This window comes from Elusimicrobiaceae bacterium (genome assembly GCA_017520185.1).
In the GTDB taxonomy this organism is placed as follows: Bacteria; Elusimicrobiota; Elusimicrobia; order Elusimicrobiales; family Elusimicrobiaceae; genus Avelusimicrobium.
Genome location: JAFXGO010000024.1, coordinates 1 through 23,788, shown reverse-complemented (window position 1 = coordinate 23,788; position 23,788 = coordinate 1). Strand labels below are relative to the sequence as shown.

Here is a 23,788-nt window from a genome sequence, read left to right as displayed (position 1 = left end):
TACTTTTTGCTTGGTCATTTTTGCTCCGTGTAGGTAGTATAGGTGTTTATTTACTCATATTTTACAAAAAGAAAATTAAGTGTTCTGTTTTGATAGCAAAAACCCCCAATTGGTGCTATTACCAATCGGGGATTAGTGCTACAGGGATAAAAGCTGCTCTATTTCAACAAAATAGTCCAACGGGTCTTGGTTCTATTGGCCTTAGTCTTAAAAATGGGTTTTAATAACTTAGTCCAACGGACTTTAGGCTCTTGTTTTGATGTATTATCTTCCATTTTGGCTCTGCCTCCTATGTTAAAGTCTTTTAAATTTAAATTATGAAGTGCTTTAAAACCGCTTATTTGGGCTGAAAATAAAAAATTTGGCCCATTTTTGTTTAAATTTACTAAAATTGTATTGGTAAAATCACTGCACAACCTTTGCCCAAATATGGCCCAAAATTGGTTAATTTCGGTTAATAATGGTTAATATTGAGGTCATAAACCACAAAAAACAAAGCGTTAAAATTTAAAATTATAGCAGGGCCTTTAAAAGCACCTCTCCGACGAGAAAATTGCTATTAGTGAGGTTATTTTGTATAATAGATATATAATTATTATCGGTTTGGCCCAGTTGGCGCAGGGGTAGCGCGTTCCCTTGACATGGGAAAGGTCATAGGTTCAAATCCTATACTGGGCACCATTTTAAAAACACCCGAGAGGGTGTTTTTTTATGCCCAGTAAGCGCATAAACTGCTTTATGCGCGTTAGGATTTGAAAGACGGAGCGATGTTTTTGTTTGAGGGGCAAGCCCCGAAAGGCAAAAACCGCGAGTCCGGCCTGCAGGCATTTTGGGTCAACAAAATGACCGGAAGGCAAACTCTATACTGGGCACCATTTATAATCCTCGTTTATCGACGAGGATTTCTTGTTTTTATATATTTTTTGGCTTTTTTGACCCAAGCGTTAAAAGAGCCGTTTTTTTGCGCTTCTTTGCGGGTTTTTGTAGTTTTATTGTCAATATTTTGGCAATGACTTTTGCAATACAAACAGAGCGTTTGGACAGTTTTGATTGGCAATTTGGCAAAATCGTCTCGACGAAACAAGCAAATTGGCGCGGGAAAGGCGAAAAATAGGCAAGCAAAATCATAGGACTTTCCCGCTGGTTTGGAGTTCGGCTCCGTGCTGTACGCAAACAAAACGATCGTTTGCGTACAGCTGGGATATGACCCGACACAAAACAAAGGCCCCTTACATTTTTGCAAAGGGCGTGTCCTTTTCTGTAGAGTTATAATTTATATTATGGTACTAATACTTTCTCTTGCAATCCGTCTAACGTGCAATCCTTCCATATCTGTTGGGTTGGAAGTTGGTCTGCTGTAATATAGTGGGGTTTGCCTAGCATCTTTTCAAGTGCCTTGTGAATATCAATAAAGTGTACCGCACCCATTTCACTAAATACGACCTGATACTCATTAAGTGCAGCAGCTATATTTTCCAACATAAACACACTACGTACATCAGGTTGTCCGTGCATAATTTTATAAAACGGAGTTTCACGTACCCACTCTTTGGGAGATACTTCCATTAAGTCCATATAGAACGAAATAAAATCCGTGGTATTAAAATCCTTGTGATAGTGTTTATTGAAATAAGCAAGTAATCGTTCTTCAGTAAATAATTCTCCCCACACTGGATTATGCACAGTGCGTTTATAATCTCTTATTTCTTGTGCGGCATTGGTTTGTTTTCCCTCGTATTTAGCAAAACCATACGCGTTGCGGATTATCCAAAACATTTGGAAGTCGTCATATGAAAATCCGTGCTTTTTAGCATACTTCCATTGGGTTTCTAAATCAGCGTCCGTGCGCACAAGTGGGATATTATTTTTTCCACTCAAAGCAGCCGTATAAGCGTCTTCATGTTCGTTGCAATTACCAAAATGGAACCCCGGCTCTCTCTCAATCAAGGCCACGTTCGGGGTATATTCCTCAAAAGCATATTGTACAGCGGGTAAAGATTGCGGCCCGTGTGAAGCGGCTAACAATACAAGCGTTTTCTTACCTTTTTGATAAACAGCCAAAAAGGGCGGTCTCGTTTTATCATAAAAGGCACTCGCCTCTTGCGGCGTGGGGTCTATTACTAAACTGGTATCTGGTGTAAAAGTTTGAGTAAATACAGATACACACGAGGCACAAAATAGCGACAATAATAAAAGGACATTACGTTTCATAGTTTGATCACTTCCTTTATCAATGTACTATCTGCTCCCATTTTACTACATTATGTGAAGTTCATTACAAGCTTTATGCTTGTGGCAGATGGCCTCCCTCATGACTTACCGCTTCGCTCTCGCATTTCGGTCGGGTACCTCGGCCTCCGGCCTTTTACAGTACACAGTTATCTATCCAGACTTAAAAAGTTTTTAAAAATACTTTTATGTTATAGCAATACACCCGAGAGGGTGTTTTTTTATGCCTGACAATATGTAAAAAGCCGCCCGAAAAGGCGGCTTTTTGATGTGCTGCAATTTCAAATTTGCATTTTAAAACTTTACACCCAGTTTGAGCATGATGGTCCAGTATTGGAAGTTATCATGACCGAAATGGTCTTTCATATCGCTGCGCAGACCGACCCAATTGTAGCGGCCTTCGGCACCGAAAACGACTGTTTCATCAATGTCAAATTCCAAACCGGCACCTAACATCCAAGCTACATCGGTGCTGTCGTAATTTTCTTTTTTATCAGTGGCGAGGTTTTTCTCTCTGGCGTACATATAGCCTGCACCGATACCGGCCGTACCGTATAGACGGGTCATGGATTTGGGGAACAGATACACACGTCCTGCCACTAAGCCCGTACCTACGCCGGAGCGATAGTTTACCGTATCTCCGGACGTGAGGGTGATGTCTTCTCCTTTAGAAAAACCGGTATAATTGCCGTCTAATCCTAAAGTGAACCATGGCAAAATATTGCGTACAAAAGCTACTCCGGCGGAAAAACCGGTATCTGCAATTTCTAACGTTTGGTTGTTTTCGTCCCATTCACCATCGGGCAAAGCCACTCCGCCAAAAAACTCTACGCGGGTTGTGTTGGTGTATAAACCATACTGCGGGGTTTCTTCGTAATCGCAGCAAGTATAGCGTTCAGCCGCATATAAAGCTGGAGCACACAAGAGAGCCGCTAAAATGATTAGTTTTTTCATAATTCTCCTTATTAGTAAAACTACCTTTATATTCTAATTTTTTGTTTCAGGTTTGACAATGATTAATTCCGGACGCGGATCTTGAAAATGACCGGAGGCCACTTCATCCACTATTTTTTCCCATTGGCCGCGCGCTTTTAAGATTTGTTCGCAAATCTCTCGTACGGCACCTTCTCCGCCCCGTTTGGAAGAAATATAAAGAGATACATCTTTTACTTCTTGCACACCATTGGCCACCGTTAAAGGAAGACCTACGGTTTTCATGACTCCCAAATCAATAATATCATCGCCGATAAAAGCCGTCTCTTGTACAGAAACACCAAATCGTTGACAAGCATCTAATAGCGCTTGGGGTTTGTTCATGGCATGGTAATATAAAATATCCATTCCCAGCAGTCTTGCCCAATCAGCCAGAACAGGGGCATTTCCGCGTGAAATAATGCCGGTACGCACCCCGCACGAATGCAAAAATATCATGCCCATACCATCTAAAGACTCAAAGTTCTTGATTTCTATGCGTTGTCCGCTTGGGTCAGTGTACCAACAGAGTTTGCTATCAGTCATCACACCGTCTATATCGGTGAGTAAAAGTTTAAGATTTTTGGCCTTTTGAATAAACAATTCGTTCATAATTAAATTATATCATTTCGTTTTACGGGGTTTTGGCAGGTATAAAAATTATATAATGAGAGTATGAAAAAACTTTTGTTTTTTTTAGTGGCTTTTTTATTTGTCTTCTCCGGCTGTACTCCTAAGACGGTAATTAGCCAGAGTTATGATTTTAACCAGATGAATCGCATCGGCATTATGGGGTTTGCTTCTCCTTATAATGGGCTGAGTGGGGTGGAGAATTTGTTTGCTAAATATTTGATTCAGTCTGGCTTTAAAGTGGTGGAGCGTGCCCAATTAGAGCAGGTATTACACGAACATAATATTTCTGTTTCCGGTTATTTATCTCCTGCCACAACCCGTAAAATTGGCGAAATTTTAGGTGTAGATGTGCTTTTGATAGGAGAAGTGACTTCTTATACTCCCACTCGTACAGAACTGACTATGGTGTCCAGCCGTCGCACAGAGTCTCGCCCGGTGTATCGCCAAAACGTTATGCAGTTGGCAGATGGTAGCTACGCCGCTTATACTCAGCAAGTCGGCACACAATACTCCCATAGTTCTGATGTAAGGCCTGCCGAATATACTATTAATGCTCAAGTGGGCATTATTGCCAAGTTGGTAGATGTTGAAACGGCGGAAATTGTGTGGATAGGTTCTTTAGATGAAGAAAGTTCCAGCGCTTTAGACGCAGCTGATTATATTGCGCGCAGTTTGGTAAAGAGTTTTACAAAAGAACTTTCCAAACTTCGGGGGAAATAATGAGAGCTGTGACGGAACAACAAAAGAAATTGTCTTCTTTGGCTTTGAATGGATTTTTTTTCGTGGTAAAAGTTTTGACGATTGTTTTTTTGGTTTTAACGGTCACGTTGATTTTAAGCCAAAGTTCCGTTGCTCCGGTAAGCAGCCGTCTGTTAAGTATGTATGCTTTAGAGTATGCCACCAAAACGATTAAGCCGTACCGCCACTTCTTTCCGCAACCATATATGGTAAATTTAGAAGAATAAAAGAGGTATATGTATGTTGGATATTAAACAAATTATTGCAAATCCGCAGGAAACCAAACGCCGCTTGTCTTTGCGCAAACCGGCATTAGCCGCTCAAATTGATGAGGTATTGGCGGAATATGAATCTTATAAAAAAATCTTGACAGCAGTAGAAGAATTGCGCGCCAAACGTAATAGCCTGTCTAAACAAATCGGTCAAATTAAAAAAGAGCAGGGAGACGAAGCTGCCAAAGAAGCGATGGCTCAAGTGGGACAATTAAAAGAAGAAATGGCGCAAAAAGAAGCAGTATTGGATCGGCTCAAAAAGAAAATTGACGATTTGTTGTTAAGCATTCCTAATATGCCGTATGAAGGCATTCCTGTAGGAACAAGCGATGCTGATAATCCGGAATATATTGCCTGTACGGCGGAACTTCCTAAATTCGATTTTACTCCTTTAGACCATCAATCCGTAGGTGAAAATTTGGGCATTTTGGATTTTGCCGCCGCCGCTACTCTATCCGGCAGCCGCTTTGCCTTGTATAAAGGTGACGGTGCCCGTTTGGAGCGTGCTATTATCTCTTTTATGCTTGATTTGCACGCCCGCAAAGGTTATACCGAAATTTTACCTCCTGTTATCGTGAACGAAGAAATTTTATACGGTACCGGTCAGTTGCCCAAATTCCGCGAAGACATGTATGAACTTACAGGTGAGCCAAAACAATTCTTAATCTCTACGGCCGAAATTCCGTTGACCAACTTAAATCGCGCACGCACGATTGCTGAAAGCGAATTTCCTATTAAACTGACCGCCTATACACCTTGTTTCCGCAAAGAATCCGGTACCTATGGTAAAGATACGCGTGGTTTAATCCGTAATCACCAATTTAATAAAGTAGAGTTGGTGATGCTTTCTAAACCGGAAGAATCCTTCAATATGTTGGAAGTGATGGTATCTGATGCACAAGACGTATTAAAAGAATTGGGCATTCCTTACCGCGTGGTGGAATTGTGCTCCGGCGATATCGGATTTTCTTCCGCCAAAACTTATGATATTGAAGTCTGGATGCCTAGCGAAAACCGTTTCCGCGAGATTTCTTCCTGCTCTAACTGTTTGGATTTCCAAGCTCGTCGCATGGGCCTTCGCTATAAAAATGCTCAAGGCAAATTGGAATATGTGCATACCTTGAACGGCAGCGGTTTGGCCGTAGGTCGTACCTTCGCCGCTATTTTGGAAAACTTCCAACAAGCCGACGGCTCTGTAATTATTCCGCAAGCCTTACGTCCTTATTTTGGTAAAGATAAAATAGAGGCTAAGAAATAATGAAGAAGTTTTTTGCTTTTTTGCTCGCCGCATTTTTTGCGGCGAGCCTTGTTTCTCCCGTGCGTGCGGAAATTAAATTGCCTGAAGATATTATAGGGCCTGTCACTGTAGGCATTGAGGGTGTGTATAGCCTGGATTTTGAGACGGCCAACAATAGTATTGCACAGGTTTTTTCTTTGTATCCTAATCATCCGTTCGGACACTTTGGCAATGCAATGATTGCTTGGGCGCGTTATGAGTATGAGTTTGAAACCAGCGATGATAAACAAAGAAAGATATTTGAAAAAACCTTAGATGATTCCATTAGTGGTATTAAACTTTGGCTTAAAGATAATCCCAAGGATCCGAATGCGTTTATGGGTATTGGCGCATTGTACGGTCTTAGAGCCATGTTTGCCATGCGCAACCGCAGTTGGATTACTTCCTATTTCTCCGGTAGAAAGGCTATTAAAAATTTGGAAAAAGCTTTAGAGTTAGACCCAACGTATTATGATGCTTTTTTTGGGCTTGGGATTTATCAATATTATGCGGGCACCTTGCCGAGTGTGATTAAAATTTTGGCTAAAATCGTGGCTATTAAAGGCGACCCGAACAAAGGAGTGGCGTATCTTAATTTGGCGCGTGAAAAAGCCACTTTCACCGATAATAGTGCAAAACTGATTTTGATTGATGTGCAAAACAACCGTCGCAATACCAAATATTATGCGCCGGAAAAGTCGTTGGAATATATTCGCCAAATCCGTGCCAAATTTCCTAAAAATCCTCTGATGCATTATGTGGAAATTATTTGTTTGTTTGAGACGGGGCATTACGACGAAGTTTTGGCAGGGGGAAAAGAATTCTTATCCTTAATCGGCAGTGATAAATTTTATAAAGAAATTTATATTTCTCGCGCGTATACGGCCATCGGCACCTCTTATATGGCTAAAGGTATGTGGCAAAAGGCGAAATCCGCTTTTGAAGAAATGCAGAAAGCATTGGCTAATCAAGAGCCCAGCCGTTGGGAATATGGAATGAGTACCGCTTGGGGCAAGTGTATGACGTATTGGGCGAGCGCGAAAAAGCTGTTAAACAATATCAAAAAGTTCTTTCTTTTAATGATAAATGGGGGTTTGATGAAATAGCCAAAGAAGGTCTAAAAACTCCTTGGCAAGCTGCCACCGGCAAGGAAACAGGGCCTTTACCTCCGAGTGTGTAAATCTTATTTTGTTTTCTGATAAAAGCGCAAAGAATTTTTCTTTGCGCTTTTTTATGTCATTTTTTAACAACTAATTATTAAGAAAAATTCTTAATAATTAATAAATTTCTCAAAAAAATATGTTATACTTTGGTGATGTCTAATTAAAAAAGGAGATAAGTAAATGAGAAAATTATTCGTAGCCATATTAGGCGTGTTATTCTTTTCCCCCGCTGTTTTTGCAAACAATTGGGGTTTGGGGCTGAAAGTAGGTGTTGGCGAAAATGACCCCAAAAGCATTAAGAATTTTGATTCTGCCATTACCGCTCCCCAAAATTCTTTGGAAGAAGAAGAAGTTTTTGCCGGATTGGAAGCATTGTATGAGTGGGATTTAAATAGCGAAGCTGATAAAATAGGTGTTCGCTTGGGATATGAAGGTTTTGGCGAAAATAAAGCAGAAAAATCTGCTAAAACAATCAGCGGTTCTTATGTGACCGAAGAAGAAGCTTCTCTCAAAGAAGAAACCTATGCCATTCCTGTGACCGTTTATTACAAAAGAGACAATGGTATAAAAAATTGGAGTTTTTATGCAGGGGCCGGTGTCACCTTTGTTCGCAGCAAATTGAGTTATGATTATGAAGAAGAAGTGGAAACTCTGGGTGGTATTGATATTTCCGAAACGAAAGATTCTGAATCTTTAAGTGATAGTAAAATATTTCCCCATGTCGTAGCCGGTGCTGAATATAGATTTAGCGAACTTTTTGCCTTAGGGTTGGAAGCTAAATATAATATTGGTGCTAAAGTGAAAAAAGACGGATGGGTACTCTCTGACCGCAGTGGTTTGAGCGGTGCTTTAACGGCTCGGTTCTATTTCTAAGAGAAAAGATATTAAAATAAAACCCCCGCTTAATAGCGGGGGTTTTTTGTTAGAGAAAAATTATTTTTTCTTTTGTCCTTTTACGGTTAAATAACCCATCATGCGGTAAATGAGCTTGGCGGTGTTAAACTCCGTAATCGGGTCGGCTTTGCGTTGGCAGGCTTCTACCACGTCAACGGCCACAATATTTTTCTTTTCAATGACCGCGCGGAACAAGTCCAACGCTTCATACCACATAAATCCGCCGGGCTGCGGCGTGCCGGTAGCAGGAATAACGGACGGATCAAAACCGTCTACATCAATGGTAATGTAAACCGTATCCGTTAATTTTTTAAGCACTTGCGGAATCAATTTGTTGATATCACGATGTTCGTGCATTAAAAACGTTGTCACGTTTCCTTCATTGATATATTGCTTTTCTTCGCTGGCTACGCTACGGATACCCACTTGTACTACGGGCACTTGGCGAGAGGCCGGAAACAAAGCGCAAGCATGGCTTTTGGGCGTTCCTTCAAAGGTTTCACGCAAATCGGCATGAGCATCAAAGTGTAAAATGCTCAAATTTTTATGAGTTTCAATGTAAGGTTGGGCTAAGGCCTGCGTGACCGTATGTTCACCACCGATATAAAAAGGAACACATTGTTTGTACTGCATGATGTTGCGTACAGTTTTGTCCATTTCTTTAAAGGCTTTATTGGTAGAACCGGCACAATTAATAGCCGGCAAGGTGGCGATGCCTTCCTGCCAAGTTTCGGTTTTGGTTTCTTCGTCCCATAACTCAATTTGGGTAGAGGCTTCGATAATAGCGGCAGGGCCTTTGGCCGTACCGTGACCATAACAAACCGTTTTTTCAAACGGTACGGGCACGACGGCGAATTTACAACGGGCTAGAGAGCTGTTTTTGCTCTCTAGCCCCATAAACTTATCAGTTTGTACGTTATCGCTCACAACAAATCCTGAGTGATTGTTATTTTACAAACACAGCGGCAGCGATCACCGTGGTCCACACACCTTCTGCACAAACGGCAGATTGGGTGATGTTGGTGGTGCGAACGATTTTTCCGCTCATTTTCCAGATTTCTTCTTTCTGGTCCCACGTGGTATCATTATCAAAGTCAATGCCTAAGGTAGTAGAAAGCATCATAGCGGCCAAATCTTCAGCATAGTCACCGGCTTGTTTGTCGGTTTCACCGAAGCTGTGGTGCTCAGACAGATAACCGTGGTTGTGTTTGCCGTCTTTGGGAATGGCCACACCGACGGAAGCAGCAATCATACGGCGGTACTCGTTGCTGGTATTGCGGCTGATTACACAGTGCAACACTTGTCCGGTACGCAATTGCTTGACCCCTTTAGATACGGGAATGATTTTGCATCCCGGGGGGAAAATGCTGGAAACAGGCACAATGTTGAACGGAGCAATCTTTGCATCGCGCAATGCTTCTTCAAAGCTTGCGAGTTTTTCTTTGTGTCTGCCGATTCCTTTGGTCAGGAATATTTCTTTGGGTACAAACGGTTCGTACATTTTTTCTCTTAATTCCTTGTGAATTAAATATAATATAAATTATAACAAAATAAGAAATTATTATGTTGTAATTATATAGCGGCGATTGTACCTCAGCCGGTTTAATTAGTTTAACAAATTAAAGAGAAAATATGAAAAAAACTTTATTACTTTGTGTAATGATAGCCCTAGCGGCGGGAGTGAATGGTATGGAAAATATGTTCCGTAATGGTGTTTTGCATTTTGATTATAAGGCCGAAGATTTGATCCCTACAGAAGCAAAGGCCCGAGAGCAGTTGGAAAAAGAATTGGCCGATTTGGTGGCTATTGCAGATGAGAAGCGTACTTTTGAAAATACCATCATGGGCTATGAGCGTGCTTTTGAACATTATGGTGATGCGTTGGGCATGAGCGGATTTTTATCTTATGTATCTACGGATAAAAACTTCCGCGATGCGGCTCTTGCCCTGCAGATGCAAATGAGTCAATATATGGTGGATGTGGCTACACGCCGCGATATTTACCGCGCCATTAAAGCCTATGCCGACACTAACCCGCAATTAGAGCCGGACCAAGCCTTGCTGCTCAAGGATATGATGATCGGTTTTAAAAATAGCGGTATGGATTTGAGTGATGAAGATTTGGAAACTTTTAAAAAGTTAAATAAAGAAAAAGCGCAATATATTATTCAATTTGATAAAAACGTACAAGAATATAAAGACCATTTAGATGTGACACAAGAACAACTGCAAGGATTGGGAGAGGATTATATCTCCAAATTGCAAAAAACCGAAGACGGCAAATATCGTGTCACCTTAGATTATCCCGATTATGTGCCTTTTATGCTCAATTCCGCCAACACGCAAGCGCGCAAAGAGTTGGAGTATAAATACAACCGACGAGGTGGACAGGAAAATGTGGAACTGTTGGAAAAAACATTATCTTTGCGCCAACAGATTGCACAGTTGTTAGGTTATAAAAATCATGCCCAATTAAAGTTGGAAAATCGTATGGCTAAAAATCCGGACAATGTGTTTGGGTTTTTAAAAGATTTAGAAAAAAGATTAAAACCAATGGCTAAAACGGAAGATAAAAATTTAATCGCTTACAAAAACCAAAAGCAAGGCAGTAAAAGCCGTACTTTATATCCGTATGAAAGCGGTTATTGGGCAACTCAATACAAAAAAGAACACTTAGATTTAGATCCGGAAAAAATCAAAGAATATTTTCCTTCCGATGTAGTAATTGAGGGAATGTTGGATTTGTTCGGTCATTTGTTCGGTATTTCCTTTGAGCCGGTCAATATCCCTGTTTGGCACGAAGACGTAAAAGCATTTAAAATACTCAATCAAAAAGACGGTTCCTTAGTGGCTTATTTTTACATGGACTTATATCCGCGTGAAGGAAAATTTAAACATGCCGCTTGTTTTGATTTGGTGGGTGGACAAGAGAATGAAGATGGCTCTTATCAAATTCCTTTTGTCGCCATTGTGGCCAATATGAACAAACCGTCCGCTGATACTCCGTCTCTGTTAAAACATGGTGAAGTGACCACTTTGTTCCATGAGTTCGGTCATGTGTTGCATAATGCTTTGACCAAAGCGCGTTATGGTGCTCAAGCCGGCACCAGCGTAAGTTGGGACTTTGTAGAAACCCCCAGCCAATTATTAGAGCGTTGGGCTTGGAATCCGCAAGTACTCAAGAAAATCAGTAAGCATTATAAAACGGGGGAATCCTTACCTCAAGATTTGATCGAAAGAATGCTTGCTGCTAAAAATTTTGGAGCGGGCGGGTCTTATTTGCGCCAGAACTTTTTTGCTCAATATGATATGACTTTGCATACCAAAAAGAAAACTCCGGACACCACTAAAACCTATTTTAGTTTGACCAAGAAAATCCGTAATTTGCCCTTAACCAAAAATACCATTCCGCAGGCATCTTTCGGTCATATTATGGGTGGTTATGATGCCGGATATTATGGGTATTTGTGGTCTGAAGTGATTGCAGAAGATTTCTTCAGCGAGTTTGAAAAACAAGGCATTTTTAATCAGCAACTTGGCATGAAATTGCGCCAAGAAGTGCTGGAAAAAGGTGGTACTTTGGACGAAGCGGAAATGGTTAAAAATTTCTTGGGCCGTAAAGAGGAAATAGGGCCTTTCTTGCGTTCTATCGGCTTGGAGGAAAAATAATGAATGTAATTATCGGAATTGACGTAGGCGGATCTACTACCAAAATTGTGGGATATTCTGACGATGGAAAACTTATAGGGCGTTTGCAGGTGGAAGCGGCTGATCCGTTGACTTCTGCCTATGGTGCGCTTGGAAAATTTGTTAATGAAAAAAACCTCTCTTTAAGCCAAGTAAAACAAATCGTATTGACCGGCGTGGGGGCCTCTTTATTTAAAAATGAAATTTATGGCATTCCTGCCCGCCATGTAGATGAATTTCAAGCCATCGGTTTGGGTGGTTTGGCTTTGTCTAAGAAAAAAGAGGCTATTATTGTCAGTATGGGAACGGGAACTGCTTTTGTACGGGCCGATAAGGACGGAATCCGTCATATCGGCGGTTCCGGTGTAGGAGGAGGAACGGTTATTGGTTTGTGCGGTCAATTATGTAATGCTCGTTCCTTTGATACGGTTGTAGAGATGGCTAGTCAAGGAGATTTAAACAAAGTAGATTTAAATATCGCAGACATCAGCAGCGGGGAAATCTCCACTTTATCTCCGGATGTGACGGCTTCTAACTTTGGCAAAATGGCGGACGGTTTTTCCAGTGAGGATTTGGCACGCGGAGTGCTGAATATGGTTTTCCAAACGATTGGTATGTTGGCGGTCTTTGCTTGCAAAAACGATAATATAAAAGATGTTGTTTTGACGGGCACCTTGAGTACGGTACCTTGCGCCAAGACCTTGTTTAAGCAGGTAGAACGTTTGTATAACATTAAATTTATTATTCCGACCCATTCCATTTATGCCACCGCTACGGGGGCGGCTTTGTCTTATATTTATCGGAACGGAAAGAAAAAATGAAGGCAGATATTTCCTCTTATAAAAAATCCAGCTTTGGCCCGGCCTTTTTGTTTTTAAACAAAAAGCAACGCAGTGCTTTGGCAGTGTATTATGCTTTTTGCCGATTAATGGATGATATTGCAGATGAGCCAAATGTGGAAAATCCGATAGAGGAATTAAATTTTTGGCAAGAAGAAATAGAGCGTACTTTTGCTGGAAAGGCCACTACGGATTTGGGACGGGATATCGCCCGGATTGTTAAGGATTTTCAAATGCCGGCGGACCGCTTTCTGCTTCTGATAGAAGGAATGAGGGCCGATTTACAAGGTAAGACATATTCAACTTTTGAAGAATTAACATGGTATTTGTGGAGAGTGGCCGGCATTGTCGGATTGGCTACGCTTGATATTTTACATGTCAAAGGTCCCCTTGCAGAGCAGTTGGCCCAGCAGCTTGGCTTTGCCGTACAAATCACCAATATTGTGCGTGATGTGTATGATGACGTAAGTTTAAAAAGGGTCTATTTGCCGGAAGATTTGTTGGGAAAATATGGCTTGTGTCAGCAAAAAGTATTAGAGGGGGTAAACGGACCGCAATTAGCCCCTGTATTAAAAGAATTGGCGGAAAAGTCAAAAGAGTATTATCGTCTTGCGTGGCAAACGATGCAGACTCAGCCATATCGGCAAATGTTGCCCTGTCGTATTATGGGTTTTGTGTATAGGAAAAATCTTGCTAAAATAGAAGAAATAGATTTTTGTTTTACAAATACTATTAAACTGACAAAATTAGAAAAATTGCTAAACTGTATATATGCACTATTTAAAACCAATTTTATTGATTAGTTTTCTTTTTTCTTTTCTTTCCGCATCAAGTTGGGCAGAGATTAATTTGTCTACTTGTTTGGAGAAGGGAAAAAAAGAGTTTGCTGCCGGAGATAATGTTTCTGCGCGGCAGACTTTTACACATTGTGTTTCTTTAGATCCCAAAAACACAGATGCCTTGCTGAGTTTGGCAGCCGTAGAGTTAAAAGAAAATCAACTAGATGTTGCCAAAAATGCTTTTTTGACTGCTTTGAAGTATATGACGCGTTCTTGTCCGTACCTCTCCTACACATATTCTATGTTAGGGGATATTGCTTACAAACAGGGTAAGTATCCAGAAGCATTGGCTTATTATAATCATTCTTTAAAATATAATGAAGCCAATGTAAACTCTTTGGTGGGAAAAGGAACAATTATTGAATCTCAAGGGGACAAAAAAACCGCTGCCCAAATTTATGAAGTGGCGCTGGCGGTAGAACCTTTAAATATTATTGCGCTTAAACATTTAAGGGCTTTGGAACCGATTTATTTTTCTGATGAACAAATATTAGAAGCCATGAAACAAAGGCATGCCGTTGCGCCGGAGCAAATGCAATTGTCTGAGCAAGACAAAGAATTGTTTGCCAAAATTCACTCGGCTGAACAGCAGGAAGGAGTCTCTTATTTAAAAAATAAATATCCGCAAATACCTGCAGATTATGTGGTGACCCTTTTTAAAGGAACGGATTTTGCACGTGAAGTTTTAACATTGAACGGATATAATGCGTTGCGTAAACAAATCGGCCAAGATGCCGTATCCGTTTTTCAAAAATTAAATGTACGTGTGCAAGATGTGTTTGATTTGCGCGATATGAAAGGACAAAAAATCTTTAAGGAAGACAGCACTTTAACCGATAGCGGTTTTTTGGTGTATCATGCTGCGTTGAACGGTAAGAAAGCCTATCTCTTGCCTAACGAGTCTGTGCCGCCTTCCAAAACCTTTTTGGAAAAAATTTCTAGAAAAGTAAAAGAATTAAATGAAAAAGGGTATACCGAAATTTCTCGCCCCGAACTTGCGATGATTAAAAGACAGACGAATTGTTCTGAAACAACCTTGATTAATAAAATGGGGCTTTATGTTTTACCGGTCACTAATATAGAAAAAAGATATTTTGTTATTTCTGCCGATATCGATAATGACCGCAAGAAAGTGCCTTGGCACTTTGTGGCTAGTTCTCGCGCTCGTCGTGATCCGAGCATTCAAGTGCCGGAGAATAATTTAGTGCAGATGATGTACTCTATTAATCAAAAGGTTTGCAGCCAATACGATGGCGATTTGATGTAGTTTGGTAAGGTTTAACAAAAACCCTAGCCTAAGGCTAGGGTTTTTTGATGGAAGGAATAAATTTTAAGAGGCAATCATTTTAAAAAATTCTTCCGGTGTTAAAATAGGTACTCCTAATTCTTGGGCTTTTTTAAGTTTGCTTCCGGCAGATTCTGCCGCCACTACAAAAGACGTTTTTGCCGATACACTTCCGCTGGTTTTGGCTCCGTGTTGACGGGCTAACAATTCCGCTTCAGACCTTTTGACCCCTTCTATTTCTCCGGTAAAAACAATTGTTTTTCCTTCTAAAATGCGGGAGGAAACCTTCTTTTCCGGTTGTATAAAATTAATGCCAATCTGGCGTAGTTGTTCTATTTGTTCTTTTACGCTTGGATCATGGAAAAAGTCGTATACACTTTGGGATACCACTTCTCCTACGTCCGCAATGGCTTGCAAATCCTCTAACGAGGCGTTCATTAAATGATCCAATGTATGAAAGTGGTCTGCCAGCATTTCCGCTGTTTTTGAGCCAACAAAGGGAATCCCGAATCCAAATAATAAACGAGAAAGAGGCCTTTTTTTACTTTCTTCCAATTGATCTAATAAGTTTTGTGATTTTTTTTCTTTGAAGTTTTCTAAAGAGAGCAAATGAAGAAAACTTAAATTGTATAAATCAGGAAAATTGGTGACAAACTCTCTGTCTACCAACTCCTCTACCACTGCCTCTCCCATACCTTCAATATCCATTGCTCCTCTGCTGGCGTAATGCAAAATGCGAGCCTTAATTTGAGCCGGACAAGAGGGATTTATACAATAATATCCCACTTCTTTTTCTGCTTTATAAACGGATCGTCCGCAAGCGGGGCATTGCGTGGGGGGCAGGATCTCTTGATTTCCCAAATGTTCTACCACTTTAATGATTTTTGGAATGACCTCTCCGGCGCGTTCTAAAATAATTTTATCGCCAATACGCAAACCTAAACGGTTGATTTCGTCAAAGTTGTGTAAAGTGGCATTTGATATGACCACACCGGCACAAGAAACCGGTTCTACTTGGGCAACAGGCGTAATGATACCGGAACGACCTACGGAAAAAATAACATTTTTTACAAGGGTAGTAGCTTGTTCCGCCGGATATTTAAAAGCGATGGCCCAACGAGGGCTTTTGGCGGTGGAGCCTAAGATCTGCTGCTGATTAAAGTTGTTTACTTTGATCACCAAACCGTCTGTATCAAAGGGCAAAGAGTGCCTTTGTTGATCAAAATGCTGATAAAAAGACAAAATATCCTCTAAAGAGTAAGTCACTAAACGAGAAGGAGAAACGGCAAATCCCCACTTTTGGCAAAGATCCATAAATTGACTAAAAGAATCTACAGAAAGCATTGATTTACCAAACGAATGGACGAAAAATTTTAAAGGACGTTGCGCAGTAATGCGAGAGTCTTTTTGCCGCAAAGACCCCGCAGCTGCATTTCGTGTATTGGCAAAAATGGTTTGCTTGTTGGCAGCTTGTCTTTCGTTTAAATTTGCTAAATCTTTTTTTTCTAAATAAATCTCTCCGCGTACTTCTAAAATGCCGGCAGGAGCATTTATGAGGCGGTGCGGAATATCAGCAATCGTGAGAATATTGGCCGTAATATCTTCTCCGGTGTGGCCGTCGCCGCGGCTGGCCGCCGTAGTAAGAATGCCGTTGGTATAGGTTAAAGAGCAGGAGACCCCATCTATTTTGGCCTCCACCACCATTTCAAAATGATGCGCAGAAAGAGTTTTTGCGCAGCGTTCATGCCAAGCACGTACATCGGCAGTATTATAAGAATTATCCAGACTCATCATAGGTACTCCATGTACCACAGGAGCAAAGGTTGCATTGGCTTTTCCGCCGATTTTTTGTGTGGGAGAATCTGGGGTAATAAACTGAGGAAAGCGAGATTCTAACTCTTTTAATTTTTGGTACAACTCATCATATTGGGTATCTGACAATACAGGATCGTCCAAATCATAATAACGATGATTGTGAAATTCAATAATCTTACGAAGTTTGGCTATTTCTTCGGCGGGAGAAACGGGCATGGCAAACACCCCTCTTTATTTACGTTCTCTTTTGAGTTGGTCCAAAAGTCCGTTAATGAACTTGCCGGAATTGTCGGTAGAATATTTTTTAGCCAATTCGATGGCCTCATCGATGATAGCCGGCACAGGGGTTTTTTCTGTACTGAAAACAATTTCGTAAGCGGCCATGCGCAAAATAGAGCGGTCCACTACAGACATGCGACCGATGGTCCAATTCTTAGCATATTTGGAAACGAGCACATCAATTTGAGGCAAATTTTGGGTGGTTCCGTCCACCAAGTCTTTACAGAAAGTAAAATTGTCTCCCAATTCGCGCTCAAAATCCGCCGCGTATGGAGCCACTTGCTTGCCGGACAGAATTTTAGCACTGTCGGCAAAATAAAGACACTGCAAAGCACATTCTCTGGCCATTCTTCGGTTGCTCATAGTTTCCCTGTACCTCGTCTTACGTCTAATATTTATTTATTCTACTATATTTGGGCCTGTGCTGTGTTAGATAAATTTAAAATTTCTCAGAAAAGAATCTAAAATGATAAAATATAAAAAGGGAAAGATTATGTGAATCATATCCATACAAGGTAAATTGACAGTATTTTGCTTAACTTAGTATAATAAGAGTGTCCCGGAAAGGACGATTTTTTTTGCAAAGAAAATATAATGGCCAGATTCGATAATAAAAGAACATTTAAAAAAGATTTGTATACCCGCAATGGAAATATCCGTGCGGCAGAAGTGAGAGTCATTGACTCTGATGGTACTATGTTGGGCATTAAGCCTACGGCAGAGGCCATCGCACTGGCTAGAGAGCAAGAGTTGGACTTAGTGGAAATTTCACCCAACGCCCAACCGCCTGTTTGTAAAATACTTGATTACAATAAGTATGTTTTTGAACAGAGCAAAAAAAGCAAAGATGCCAAGAAAAAACAAAGCAAAGTGACGATGAAGGAATTGCGTATCAAATCCCGCATCGCTCCGCATGACTTGGACGTCAAACTCAGACAAATTGAAGGATTTCTTAAAAAGAAAGATCAGGTGCGTTTTGTGGTCGTGTTTCACGGTCGCGAAAATCAGCACAAAGACATTGGCGAACAGATTCTGCAAGATGCTGCCAAGCGCTTGGAACCGCTCGCTAACGTGGACGGTGGCCTTCAACAACAAGGCAACCGTATGTCCATGACCTTTGTGCCCAAAGCCTAACTTTCTTTTAAGTTAAATAAAACACCTGCCCGCGCATTGGTTTGCGTAGGGGAGGGCGCACCTTCGGGTGTGAGAATAATAAAGAGGACTAACAATGCCTAAAATGAAAAACCATAGCGGCGCCAAGAAACGCTTCCGCGTCACCGCCAAGGGTAAATATACCCATCGTAAAGCCGGCAGAAAACACTTGCTTACGCCTGTTTCTGCTTCTCGTAAACATGATATGAGAGCCACCGGAGTAATTGAAAAGAACTCCTTGAACGGTCGTATCTTGCAGAAAGCACTGCCCGTTGCCAAATAAGAGGTGAAGCGAAATGAGAATTAAATTTAGCGTTGCCAGACACGCCAGAAAGAAAAAAATCTTGAAAGCCGCCAGCGGTTATTACGGAGATAAATCCCGCCGCTTGCGTATGGCTACCCAACAATTGGGTAAATCTTGGGTACACTCTTATGTGGACCGCCGTGACAAAAAACATACTTACCGCCAACTTTGGATCACTCGTATCAACGCCGCCGTGCGCGAAGAAGGTATGAGCTACTCCAAATTCATCAGCGGTTTGGCTAAAGCCAACATTACGCTTAACCGCAAAATGTTGTCTGAAATGGCTATCAAAGACCCCGTGTCTTTCAAACAATTAGTTGAAGTAGCCAAACAGGCTCAAGCCTAAGCCAAAATAAGTGATTTAACACCCCGCTTTTTCAAGCGGGGTGTTTTTTTATGGGATAAAAAGTTTTCTTCTTCTTTCTCTTCCGTTCTTCCGAATTTACTATAATATAATAAATAGGAGAAGTTATGCCCCAATATTTGGCAGATATTAAAGAAAAAGAATTTTTTATTGAAAACGAGGAAGCTCATCATCTTACCGTCGTTGCGCGCCGAAACGAAGGGGACGAAATAGTGGTCTTTGACGGTAAAGGCAAGCAGTTTAAAGCCCGTATTACACGCGTGCAAAAAAAGTTTGTACGCGGTACGCTTTTGTCTCCTATTGAAATCAAAAAATCTGCCCTGTCTGTGGAGCTGTGCTTTGCCCCCACTTCTCGTAATACATTAGAAGATGTGTTAGACAAATGCACACAGTTGGGGGTCACCTCTTTTCAGCCGATTTATACTACTCGTAGTGAGTATGATTTGTTAAAAAAATGGGACGGCAAAGAAGACCGCTGGCATCAAATTATTTTGTCAGCCTGCAAACAATGCTCTCGCGGGGAAGTGCCTGTTTTGCATGCGCCTGTTTCTTTTGAAAAATGCGCTGCTCAACCGGAGCAACCTTCTTTGCTGGCTTACGAAGCCGAAGAAACCCATACTCTTGCGTGGGGATTGGAAAAGCTGGAAAACCCTAAACAGGTGCGCATCTATATCGGCCCTGCCGGCGGTTGGACGGATGAAGAAGTGGTGATGGCTGCGCATTACGGCATTTTACCCGTTACGTTGGGGCCACATATCTTAAGAGCGGAGACGGCCTGCATTTCTGCCTGTGCAAAATTGTTATGAGTACCAAAACATACAAAAAAAGGGTAAAAACCTTTATTCGGGATTGTAAGCATCTGCTTTCTAAAAAATCGGCTTCTCCGAAGTTCCTTATTAAAACGTTTCTGATAGGTTTTATTTTTGGTGTTTTGTTTTTCTTTGTTCTTTCTCCGCTTTTAGTAAAAGAAATACTGGACAATCGGCGAGAACAAGAACGTGCCCGCCAAGCGGCTTTGTATCGAGCCTCCGGCGAAGCAATACTGCCTTTGGAAGAAGAAAAACAAGTCTTTTCTGCTTTTCTTACAGGACTTGAAAAAGTGGAAAGAATGGCCTCCGATTGGAAAGTGCAAGATAAATATGAGGTGATTAAATTTTTAACCAAAGAAGCCAGATATGCCCTGCCTGCCGATGTAGAAGAAGTTTTGAACTGTAAAATAAAAAACCCTGATGCAAGGTATCCCAAATGTGACGCAGAATATTATACGTTCTCCGAATTTTTCTGTGACCATATAGAATGCAGTTGGACTTTTTGCCGTAAGGGAAGTGCCCCTAATTCCTGTATTTATTCGGGCGGTGGGAGGTTAGAAAGAGGGTCTTATACTTGGAATCATGAAATTTCGTTCGGTTACCCGCAGGTTCTTGAGTTTGCCAAATGGGTAGGAAAGACACATAATTGGGAAGTACATAATTATTCATGAGATTATTCTTAAAAACATTCGGTTGCCGTGTCAACCAAGTGGAAAGCCAGGCTATTTTGGAGGAGTTTGCCTCCCGCGGTTGGGCTTTGTCTGGTATGGAGGAGGCCGAACTTTGCCTGCTTAATACCTGCACAGTCACTCATCAAGCCGATAAAGACGTAGAAAAATTAATCCGCCAAATTTCCCGCCGTAATCCTGCTGCGCGCATTATATTGACGGGCTGTTATGCTTCGGCCCATCAAGAGCATATCCGCCATACTTTTCCGAACGTGGAAATTATCGGAAAGTATGATTTAGGTCAAAAACTTTTTGCTGCGCAGGACATTTGTTGGACGGTGTCCGGCCACGAAGGCCATAGCCGCGCTTTTATCAAAATTCAAGACGGTTGTGATTGCTTTTGTTCTTATTGTATTGTGCCTTTTGCTCGCAATGTGAAACGTTCCAAGCCTGCAACCGATGTCTTAAAAGAGATAGCGGGGTTGGTGCAAAAAGGCTTTGGAGAAATTGTACTGACAGGTATTAACATCGGCAATTTTTCCTGCCCTCAAACGGGCAAGGATTTGGCCGCATTATGCCGAGATATCGCCGGGCTTGAGGGGCGTTTTCGGGTGCGTTTTTCATCCATTGAGTTGCAAACGGTTTCAGACGGTGTGATAGATGTTATGGCACAGCGGCCGGACCGATTTTGCAATTATTTTCACCTGCCTTTGCAAAGCGGTTGCGACAGTGTGCTTTCTGCTATGAACCGCCATTATAATACGGCCGAATATGCACAAAAAGTGGCTCTCTTGCGCAGCAAAGTAAAAGGGATTGCTATTTTTGCTGATGTGATTGCCGGTTTTCCTACGGAAACAGAAGAAAATTTTGAAACGACTTACCGCTTTATTTCTGAGCAAAAACTCTGCGGATTGCATGTGTTTAGTTATTCCCCGCGTCCGTTGACCAAAGCTGCCGCTTGGCCGCAACATAAACCGGAAGTGATTAAAAAACGAGCTGAAAAACTGCGTGCTTTGGATCAAGAGTTGCGTAGCAATTTTGCTGCTTCTCTGGTGGGTACGCAACAAGAAGTATTTGTGGAAGAATTTAGCGGCTCTGCCGTTAAAGGGGTCACATCTAATTTTCAGCAAGTATGGTTAGAAAATGCTTTGCCGGACACAAAAGGACTGATACGGGCTAAAATTACCCGTTGCGAAAAATCTGCCTGCTACGGAGAAGTTCTGTAATCTGGACTACTGATATTGGTCTGATTTTTTACCGCCCCAATATTCATAACCCAAATCCTTTTTAATAAGTTCTTGGGCTAAATTTTGGCCTTGTGCATTAGTGACGTCACAAAGTAGGCGGAAGTATTTGTCTCGGCTACAGTTGCTTAAAGAAATAGGACCTTTATCCAAAAAGTTTTTAGTAAACGCTTTGGCTTCTTTAGCCAAGCGTTTTTCTTTTTCCGTTTTTCCCTTTATTTCTGGTGTATCTACCCCCAATACACGTACGGGTACTTTCTCACAATATATAGCCAAAGAGCAATTTAAATTGATTTTAAAAGTATCTCCATCATATACAGAAGCAATGGATACATTTTGTAATGTTTCGGCAGTAGGGAGCTCGGTTTGATTATCAATCGGCTTTCCGTTTTGTTGCATAAAAGCAGCAATGACCGCCACAATGACAGAAGCCCAGAATTTAACTTGTTTTTTAGTATATTTTTTTCTTTTTTTAGCCATATTAAAATTTATGCGGAATCATTAGTTTTAAAGAACGCGGCAAAACGGAAATTTTTAATTCGTTTTGCGTGGTTTTCGGTTCTCCGTCCAAATGATACACAATTTCTCCTTCATAATTAATAATGACTTCGGCAGTTTTTTGAGTGTTTGTGATATCAAAAGGACGAAACTTTTTATTAAAAAAAGTGGGTGCGGCAAGTGCCATTTTCCATTTACTGATATTGGACACTTCCACCATATCCAGTTGGCCATCGGTTAAATCAGCACGTGGGGCTATGGTAAAGTTGCTCCCGTATTGAGAACCATTGGCAAATACAAGAGTCAAAGGAGTAATAATTTCATCTTTACCGTTATAGCGTAGGCGCAAAGTTTTAGGTTTGTAAGAGAAAACGGCTTTGGCGCCTAATTTGAAATAAGGCCATTTTCCACGTTTACCCGTTTTGCCGTTTTCGGCGAAATCTTTGGCGATTTGTGCTTCTATGCCTACTCCTGCCAAGTTAAAAAAATATTCCCCATTAGCTATTCCGACATCACAGGCTACGGGTTCTGCTTTTTGCAGTGCCACCCATGCTTGTTCGTACATCAGCGGCATGCCCAACTCTCGGGCCAGACCGTTTCCGGATCCTTTTGGCACGATGCCCAAAGCGGTTTGGGAGCCTACGAGTGCTTTGGCTGTTTCATTGATAGTGCCGTCGCCTCCGGCCGCAATGACTAACTCATATCCCTCTTGTACGGCTTTTGCTGCCAATTCAGTGGCATGGCCGGCATATTTGGTAAAAACACCGTCTGCTTGTGGAAAATTGACCAAAGCGGCTCTTTCCAAGTCTGCCGGTTGGCGATGTTGACCGCCACTGAGGGGGTTGATAATGATTAAAGTCTTCATAGATTTTGAATATCTTTTTGTTTTTGAGAAATTTCCGACGAACTCATTTCTTTGAGTGTTTCGCAAATGCGTTCTGTTTTAAGTAGTTGATTGCCGATGCCGGCGGTTTTGGCGCCTACCCCTGCCAAAAAAATCATAAAAAACGCAAACAAAGATAAATTTAAAATTTGATTGATGGCAGCGGAATCCAACTGTACCGGGCCATATTGCGTGTTCAGATTCAAGGGCTTAAGTTGTACTACTTGAACGACGGGCTTTTTGTGAACGAACGTTTGATACATGCCCGTAAAAGAAAAAAACAAGGTGGCTAATCCCACAAATAATAAAAAGTATCCGATAACTTTATGCATACCTCATTATAATAAATTCCGCTATTTCTGCGAAAACTCTCTATAGGTGATTTGATATAATATGTATATACAATATCTCCTATAGGACCGGTTTTTTATGAAAAGTACCCAAATCAGAAATGGTTTTTTGCAATTTTTTAATTCCAAAGGCTTACCCGTTAAACCGTCTAGCTCTTTGATTCCTCATTCGGACCCGACTTTACTTTTTACTTCTGCCGGCATGGTGCAATTTAAGGCCAACTTTTTAGGCATTGATAAATCATTAAAAAATGCCGCTACCTGCCAAAAATGTGTGCGCACTACTGATATTGATAGTGTTGGTTTTACCGAAAGACATTTAACTTTTTTCGAAATGTTGGGTAATTTCTCTTTTGGTGATTATTTTAAAAATGAAGCCATTGCTTGGGCATGGGAATATTTGACGCAAGTTTTGCAAATTCCTGCCGAAAAATTATCTGTCAGTATTTACAAGGGCGGCATTGCTCCGCGTGATGCAGAAGCCTATCAAGCTTGGCTTAAATATGTGCCGGCAGAGCGCATTTTTGAATTGGGCGAAGCCGATAACTTTTGGACAATGGGCCCCACCGGTCCTTGCGGTCCTTGTTCTGAAATT

28 protein-coding genes and 1 tRNA gene are annotated in these 23,788 nt (G+C 41.3%); 18 read left to right on the top strand and 11 right to left on the bottom strand.

Features of this window, described 5'->3' with window-relative positions; translation table 11 throughout:
* The coding region (locus tag IKL48_03470; GenBank protein ID MBR3603729.1) for a hypothetical protein at window positions 1-224 on the top strand (224 nt) is incomplete at its 5' end.
* A gap of 382 nt (window positions 225-606) precedes the next feature.
* Window positions 607-681, top strand: a tRNA-Val gene (locus tag IKL48_03465).
* Window positions 682-912: 231 nt separating this feature from the next.
* Here IKL48_03465 and IKL48_03460 read toward each other — a convergent pair.
* From IKL48_03460 to IKL48_03445, 4 genes are all read right to left on the bottom strand, one after another.
* Entirely contained in the window at window positions 913-1,128 is a 216-nt protein-coding gene (locus tag IKL48_03460) for a hypothetical protein (protein MBR3603728.1), read from the bottom strand.
* 150 nt (window positions 1,129-1,278) lie between these two features.
* Window positions 1,279-2,211, bottom strand: a complete 933-nt coding sequence (locus IKL48_03455; protein ID MBR3603727.1) for a hypothetical protein — start codon at window positions 2,209-2,211, stop codon at window positions 1,279-1,281.
* Between the two features lie 312 nt (window positions 2,212-2,523).
* Window positions 2,524-3,183: a porin family protein gene (locus tag IKL48_03450; protein ID MBR3603726.1), complete on the bottom strand. Its 660-nt coding sequence runs from the start codon at window positions 3,181-3,183 to the stop codon at window positions 2,524-2,526.
* Window positions 3,184-3,216: 33 nt separating this feature from the next.
* Entirely contained in the window at window positions 3,217-3,813 is a 597-nt protein-coding gene (locus IKL48_03445; protein ID MBR3603725.1) for an HAD hydrolase family protein, read from the bottom strand.
* Between the two features lie 63 nt (window positions 3,814-3,876).
* Here IKL48_03445 and IKL48_03440 point away from each other — a divergent pair, with 63 nt between their 5' ends.
* The 5 genes from IKL48_03440 to IKL48_03420 all read left to right on the top strand — a co-directional run bounded on the left by IKL48_03440 (window position 3,877) and on the right by IKL48_03420 (window position 8,156).
* Window positions 3,877-4,554 (top strand): hypothetical protein, encoded by a 678-nt coding sequence (locus IKL48_03440; protein ID MBR3603724.1) that lies wholly within the window; start codon window positions 3,877-3,879, stop codon window positions 4,552-4,554.
* The gene (locus IKL48_03435; GenBank protein ID MBR3603723.1) at window positions 4,554-4,799 is read left to right on the top strand and encodes a hypothetical protein; all 246 of its coding nucleotides are present in this window, start codon (window positions 4,554-4,556) and stop codon (window positions 4,797-4,799) included. The genes IKL48_03440 and IKL48_03435 overlap by 1 nt, the downstream gene beginning before the upstream one ends.
* Window positions 4,800-4,812: 13 nt before the next feature.
* Window positions 4,813-6,102: a serine--tRNA ligase gene (gene serS, locus IKL48_03430; GenBank protein ID MBR3603722.1), complete on the top strand. Its 1,290-nt coding sequence runs from the start codon at window positions 4,813-4,815 to the stop codon at window positions 6,100-6,102.
* On the top strand, window positions 6,102-7,226 hold the full coding sequence (locus IKL48_03425; GenBank protein MBR3603721.1) for a hypothetical protein: 1,125 nt from the start codon (window positions 6,102-6,104) through the stop codon (window positions 7,224-7,226). The genes serS and IKL48_03425 overlap by 1 nt, the downstream gene beginning before the upstream one ends.
* Window positions 7,227-7,463: 237 nt before the next feature.
* Complete coding sequence (locus tag IKL48_03420; protein ID MBR3603720.1) at window positions 7,464-8,156, top strand: porin family protein; 693 nt, start codon at window positions 7,464-7,466, stop codon at window positions 8,154-8,156.
* A 60-nt stretch (window positions 8,157-8,216) separates the two neighbouring features.
* Here IKL48_03420 and speB read toward each other — a convergent pair whose 3' ends face one another.
* A complete protein-coding gene (gene speB, locus IKL48_03415) occupies window positions 8,217-9,104 on the bottom strand; it encodes an agmatinase (GenBank protein ID MBR3603719.1) in 888 nt (295 codons plus the stop codon).
* 19 nt (window positions 9,105-9,123) lie between these two features.
* On the bottom strand, window positions 9,124-9,678 hold the full coding sequence (locus IKL48_03410) for an arginine decarboxylase, pyruvoyl-dependent (protein MBR3603718.1): 555 nt from the start codon (window positions 9,676-9,678) through the stop codon (window positions 9,124-9,126).
* A gap of 131 nt (window positions 9,679-9,809) precedes the next feature.
* Between IKL48_03410 and IKL48_03405 the strand changes: the two genes are divergently transcribed.
* From IKL48_03405 to IKL48_03390, 4 genes are read left to right on the top strand one after another with little or no spacing between them, the layout of a single operon-like run.
* Window positions 9,810-11,846 (top strand): Zn-dependent oligopeptidase, encoded by a 2,037-nt coding sequence (locus IKL48_03405; protein ID MBR3603717.1) that lies wholly within the window; start codon window positions 9,810-9,812, stop codon window positions 11,844-11,846.
* Window positions 11,846-12,685 carry a type II pantothenate kinase gene (gene coaW / locus IKL48_03400; GenBank protein ID MBR3603716.1) on the top strand — a complete coding sequence of 280 codons (840 nt, stop codon included), beginning with the start codon at window positions 11,846-11,848 and terminating at the stop codon, window positions 12,683-12,685. The genes IKL48_03405 and coaW overlap by 1 nt, the downstream gene beginning before the upstream one ends.
* Window positions 12,682-13,506: a squalene/phytoene synthase family protein gene (locus IKL48_03395; GenBank protein ID MBR3603715.1), complete on the top strand. Its 825-nt coding sequence runs from the start codon at window positions 12,682-12,684 to the stop codon at window positions 13,504-13,506. Before coaW ends, IKL48_03395 begins: the two co-directional genes overlap by 4 nt.
* Window positions 13,475-14,809 (top strand): tetratricopeptide repeat protein, encoded by a 1,335-nt coding sequence (locus IKL48_03390; GenBank protein ID MBR3603714.1) that lies wholly within the window; start codon window positions 13,475-13,477, stop codon window positions 14,807-14,809. The genes IKL48_03395 and IKL48_03390 overlap by 32 nt, the downstream gene beginning before the upstream one ends.
* A gap of 63 nt (window positions 14,810-14,872) precedes the next feature.
* Here IKL48_03390 and ligA read toward each other — a convergent pair whose 3' ends face one another.
* Complete coding sequence (gene ligA, locus IKL48_03385; protein ID MBR3603713.1) at window positions 14,873-16,858, bottom strand: NAD-dependent DNA ligase LigA; 1,986 nt, start codon at window positions 16,856-16,858, stop codon at window positions 14,873-14,875.
* Window positions 16,859-16,873: 15 nt separating this feature from the next.
* Window positions 16,874-17,284 (bottom strand): transcription antitermination factor NusB, encoded by a 411-nt coding sequence (gene nusB, locus IKL48_03380; protein ID MBR3603712.1) that lies wholly within the window; start codon window positions 17,282-17,284, stop codon window positions 16,874-16,876.
* Window positions 17,285-17,515: 231 nt separating this feature from the next.
* Between nusB and infC the strand changes: the two genes are divergently transcribed.
* From infC to IKL48_03350, 6 genes are all read left to right on the top strand, one after another.
* On the top strand, window positions 17,516-18,055 hold the full coding sequence (infC, locus tag IKL48_03375; GenBank protein ID MBR3603711.1) for a translation initiation factor IF-3: 540 nt from the start codon (window positions 17,516-17,518) through the stop codon (window positions 18,053-18,055).
* Between the two features lie 94 nt (window positions 18,056-18,149).
* A complete protein-coding gene (rpmI, locus tag IKL48_03370) occupies window positions 18,150-18,356 on the top strand; it encodes a 50S ribosomal protein L35 (GenBank protein ID MBR3603710.1) in 207 nt (68 codons plus the stop codon).
* Window positions 18,357-18,369: 13 nt separating this feature from the next.
* Entirely contained in the window at window positions 18,370-18,723 is a 354-nt protein-coding gene (gene rplT, locus IKL48_03365) for a 50S ribosomal protein L20 (protein MBR3603709.1), read from the top strand.
* Between the two features lie 125 nt (window positions 18,724-18,848).
* Window positions 18,849-19,547, top strand: coding sequence for a 16S rRNA (uracil(1498)-N(3))-methyltransferase (locus IKL48_03360; protein MBR3603708.1), 699 nt, complete (start codon window positions 18,849-18,851; stop codon window positions 19,545-19,547).
* Window positions 19,544-20,221, top strand: a complete 678-nt coding sequence (locus IKL48_03355; GenBank protein ID MBR3603707.1) for a hypothetical protein — start codon at window positions 19,544-19,546, stop codon at window positions 20,219-20,221. Before IKL48_03360 ends, IKL48_03355 begins: the two co-directional genes overlap by 4 nt.
* Entirely contained in the window at window positions 20,218-21,444 is a 1,227-nt protein-coding gene (locus IKL48_03350) for a MiaB/RimO family radical SAM methylthiotransferase (GenBank protein MBR3603706.1), read from the top strand. Before IKL48_03355 ends, IKL48_03350 begins: the two co-directional genes overlap by 4 nt.
* Before the next feature lie 6 nt (window positions 21,445-21,450).
* Here the strand turns inward: IKL48_03350 and IKL48_03345 are convergent, their stop codons facing one another.
* The 3 genes from IKL48_03345 to IKL48_03335 are packed head-to-tail and all read right to left on the bottom strand — an operon-like array spanning window position 21,451 to window position 23,175.
* Complete coding sequence (locus IKL48_03345; protein ID MBR3603705.1) at window positions 21,451-21,942, bottom strand: thermonuclease family protein; 492 nt, start codon at window positions 21,940-21,942, stop codon at window positions 21,451-21,453.
* 1 nt (window position 21,943) lies between these two features.
* Complete coding sequence (locus tag IKL48_03340; GenBank protein ID MBR3603704.1) at window positions 21,944-22,825, bottom strand: diacylglycerol kinase family lipid kinase; 882 nt, start codon at window positions 22,823-22,825, stop codon at window positions 21,944-21,946.
* Entirely contained in the window at window positions 22,822-23,175 is a 354-nt protein-coding gene (locus IKL48_03335; GenBank protein ID MBR3603703.1) for a hypothetical protein, read from the bottom strand. The genes IKL48_03340 and IKL48_03335 overlap by 4 nt, the downstream gene beginning before the upstream one ends.
* Before the next feature lie 97 nt (window positions 23,176-23,272).
* On the opposite strand from IKL48_03335, the gene IKL48_03330 reads away from it, so the two are divergent.
* A partial coding sequence (locus tag IKL48_03330) for an alanine--tRNA ligase (protein MBR3603702.1) occupies window positions 23,273-23,788 on the top strand: 516 nt, incomplete at its 3' end.

Bases quoted from the DNA above. Each gene is read 5' to 3' on its own strand.
- nusB (MBR3603712.1), bottom strand. From the start codon at position 17,284: ATGAGCAACCGAAGAATGGCCAGAGAATGTGCTTTGCAGTGTCTTTAT.
- IKL48_03355 (MBR3603707.1), top strand. From the start codon at position 19,544: ATGAGTACCAAAACATACAAAAAAAGGGTAAAAACCTTTATTCGGGAT.
- IKL48_03445 (MBR3603725.1), bottom strand. From the start codon at position 3,813: ATGAACGAATTGTTTATTCAAAAGGCCAAAAATCTTAAACTTTTACTC.
- IKL48_03425 (MBR3603721.1), top strand. From the start codon at position 6,102: ATGAAGAAGTTTTTTGCTTTTTTGCTCGCCGCATTTTTTGCGGCGAGC.
- IKL48_03360 (MBR3603708.1), top strand. From the start codon at position 18,849: ATGCCCCAATATTTGGCAGATATTAAAGAAAAAGAATTTTTTATTGAA.
- IKL48_03335 (MBR3603703.1), bottom strand. From the start codon at position 23,175: ATGCATAAAGTTATCGGATACTTTTTATTATTTGTGGGATTAGCCACC.
- rpmI (MBR3603710.1), top strand. From the start codon at position 18,150: ATGCCTAAAATGAAAAACCATAGCGGCGCCAAGAAACGCTTCCGCGTC.
- infC (MBR3603711.1), top strand. From the start codon at position 17,516: ATGGCCAGATTCGATAATAAAAGAACATTTAAAAAAGATTTGTATACC.
- IKL48_03435 (MBR3603723.1), top strand. From the start codon at position 4,554: ATGAGAGCTGTGACGGAACAACAAAAGAAATTGTCTTCTTTGGCTTTG.
- IKL48_03455 (MBR3603727.1), bottom strand. From the start codon at position 2,211: ATGAAACGTAATGTCCTTTTATTATTGTCGCTATTTTGTGCCTCGTGT.
- IKL48_03420 (MBR3603720.1), top strand. From the start codon at position 7,464: ATGAGAAAATTATTCGTAGCCATATTAGGCGTGTTATTCTTTTCCCCC.
- IKL48_03450 (MBR3603726.1), bottom strand. From the start codon at position 3,183: ATGAAAAAACTAATCATTTTAGCGGCTCTCTTGTGTGCTCCAGCTTTA.
- IKL48_03340 (MBR3603704.1), bottom strand. From the start codon at position 22,825: ATGAAGACTTTAATCATTATCAACCCCCTCAGTGGCGGTCAACATCGC.
- IKL48_03405 (MBR3603717.1), top strand. From the start codon at position 9,810: ATGAAAAAAACTTTATTACTTTGTGTAATGATAGCCCTAGCGGCGGGA.
- ligA (MBR3603713.1), bottom strand. From the start codon at position 16,858: ATGCCCGTTTCTCCCGCCGAAGAAATAGCCAAACTTCGTAAGATTATT.
- IKL48_03395 (MBR3603715.1), top strand. From the start codon at position 12,682: ATGAAGGCAGATATTTCCTCTTATAAAAAATCCAGCTTTGGCCCGGCC.
- serS (MBR3603722.1), top strand. From the start codon at position 4,813: ATGTTGGATATTAAACAAATTATTGCAAATCCGCAGGAAACCAAACGC.
- IKL48_03460 (MBR3603728.1), bottom strand. From the start codon at position 1,128: ATGATTTTGCTTGCCTATTTTTCGCCTTTCCCGCGCCAATTTGCTTGT.
- rplT (MBR3603709.1), top strand. From the start codon at position 18,370: ATGAGAATTAAATTTAGCGTTGCCAGACACGCCAGAAAGAAAAAAATC.
- IKL48_03440 (MBR3603724.1), top strand. From the start codon at position 3,877: ATGAAAAAACTTTTGTTTTTTTTAGTGGCTTTTTTATTTGTCTTCTCC.
- IKL48_03350 (MBR3603706.1), top strand. From the start codon at position 20,218: ATGAGATTATTCTTAAAAACATTCGGTTGCCGTGTCAACCAAGTGGAA.
- IKL48_03410 (MBR3603718.1), bottom strand. From the start codon at position 9,678: ATGTACGAACCGTTTGTACCCAAAGAAATATTCCTGACCAAAGGAATC.
- IKL48_03390 (MBR3603714.1), top strand. From the start codon at position 13,475: ATGCACTATTTAAAACCAATTTTATTGATTAGTTTTCTTTTTTCTTTT.
- IKL48_03345 (MBR3603705.1), bottom strand. From the start codon at position 21,942: ATGGCTAAAAAAAGAAAAAAATATACTAAAAAACAAGTTAAATTCTGG.
- coaW (MBR3603716.1), top strand. From the start codon at position 11,846: ATGAATGTAATTATCGGAATTGACGTAGGCGGATCTACTACCAAAATT.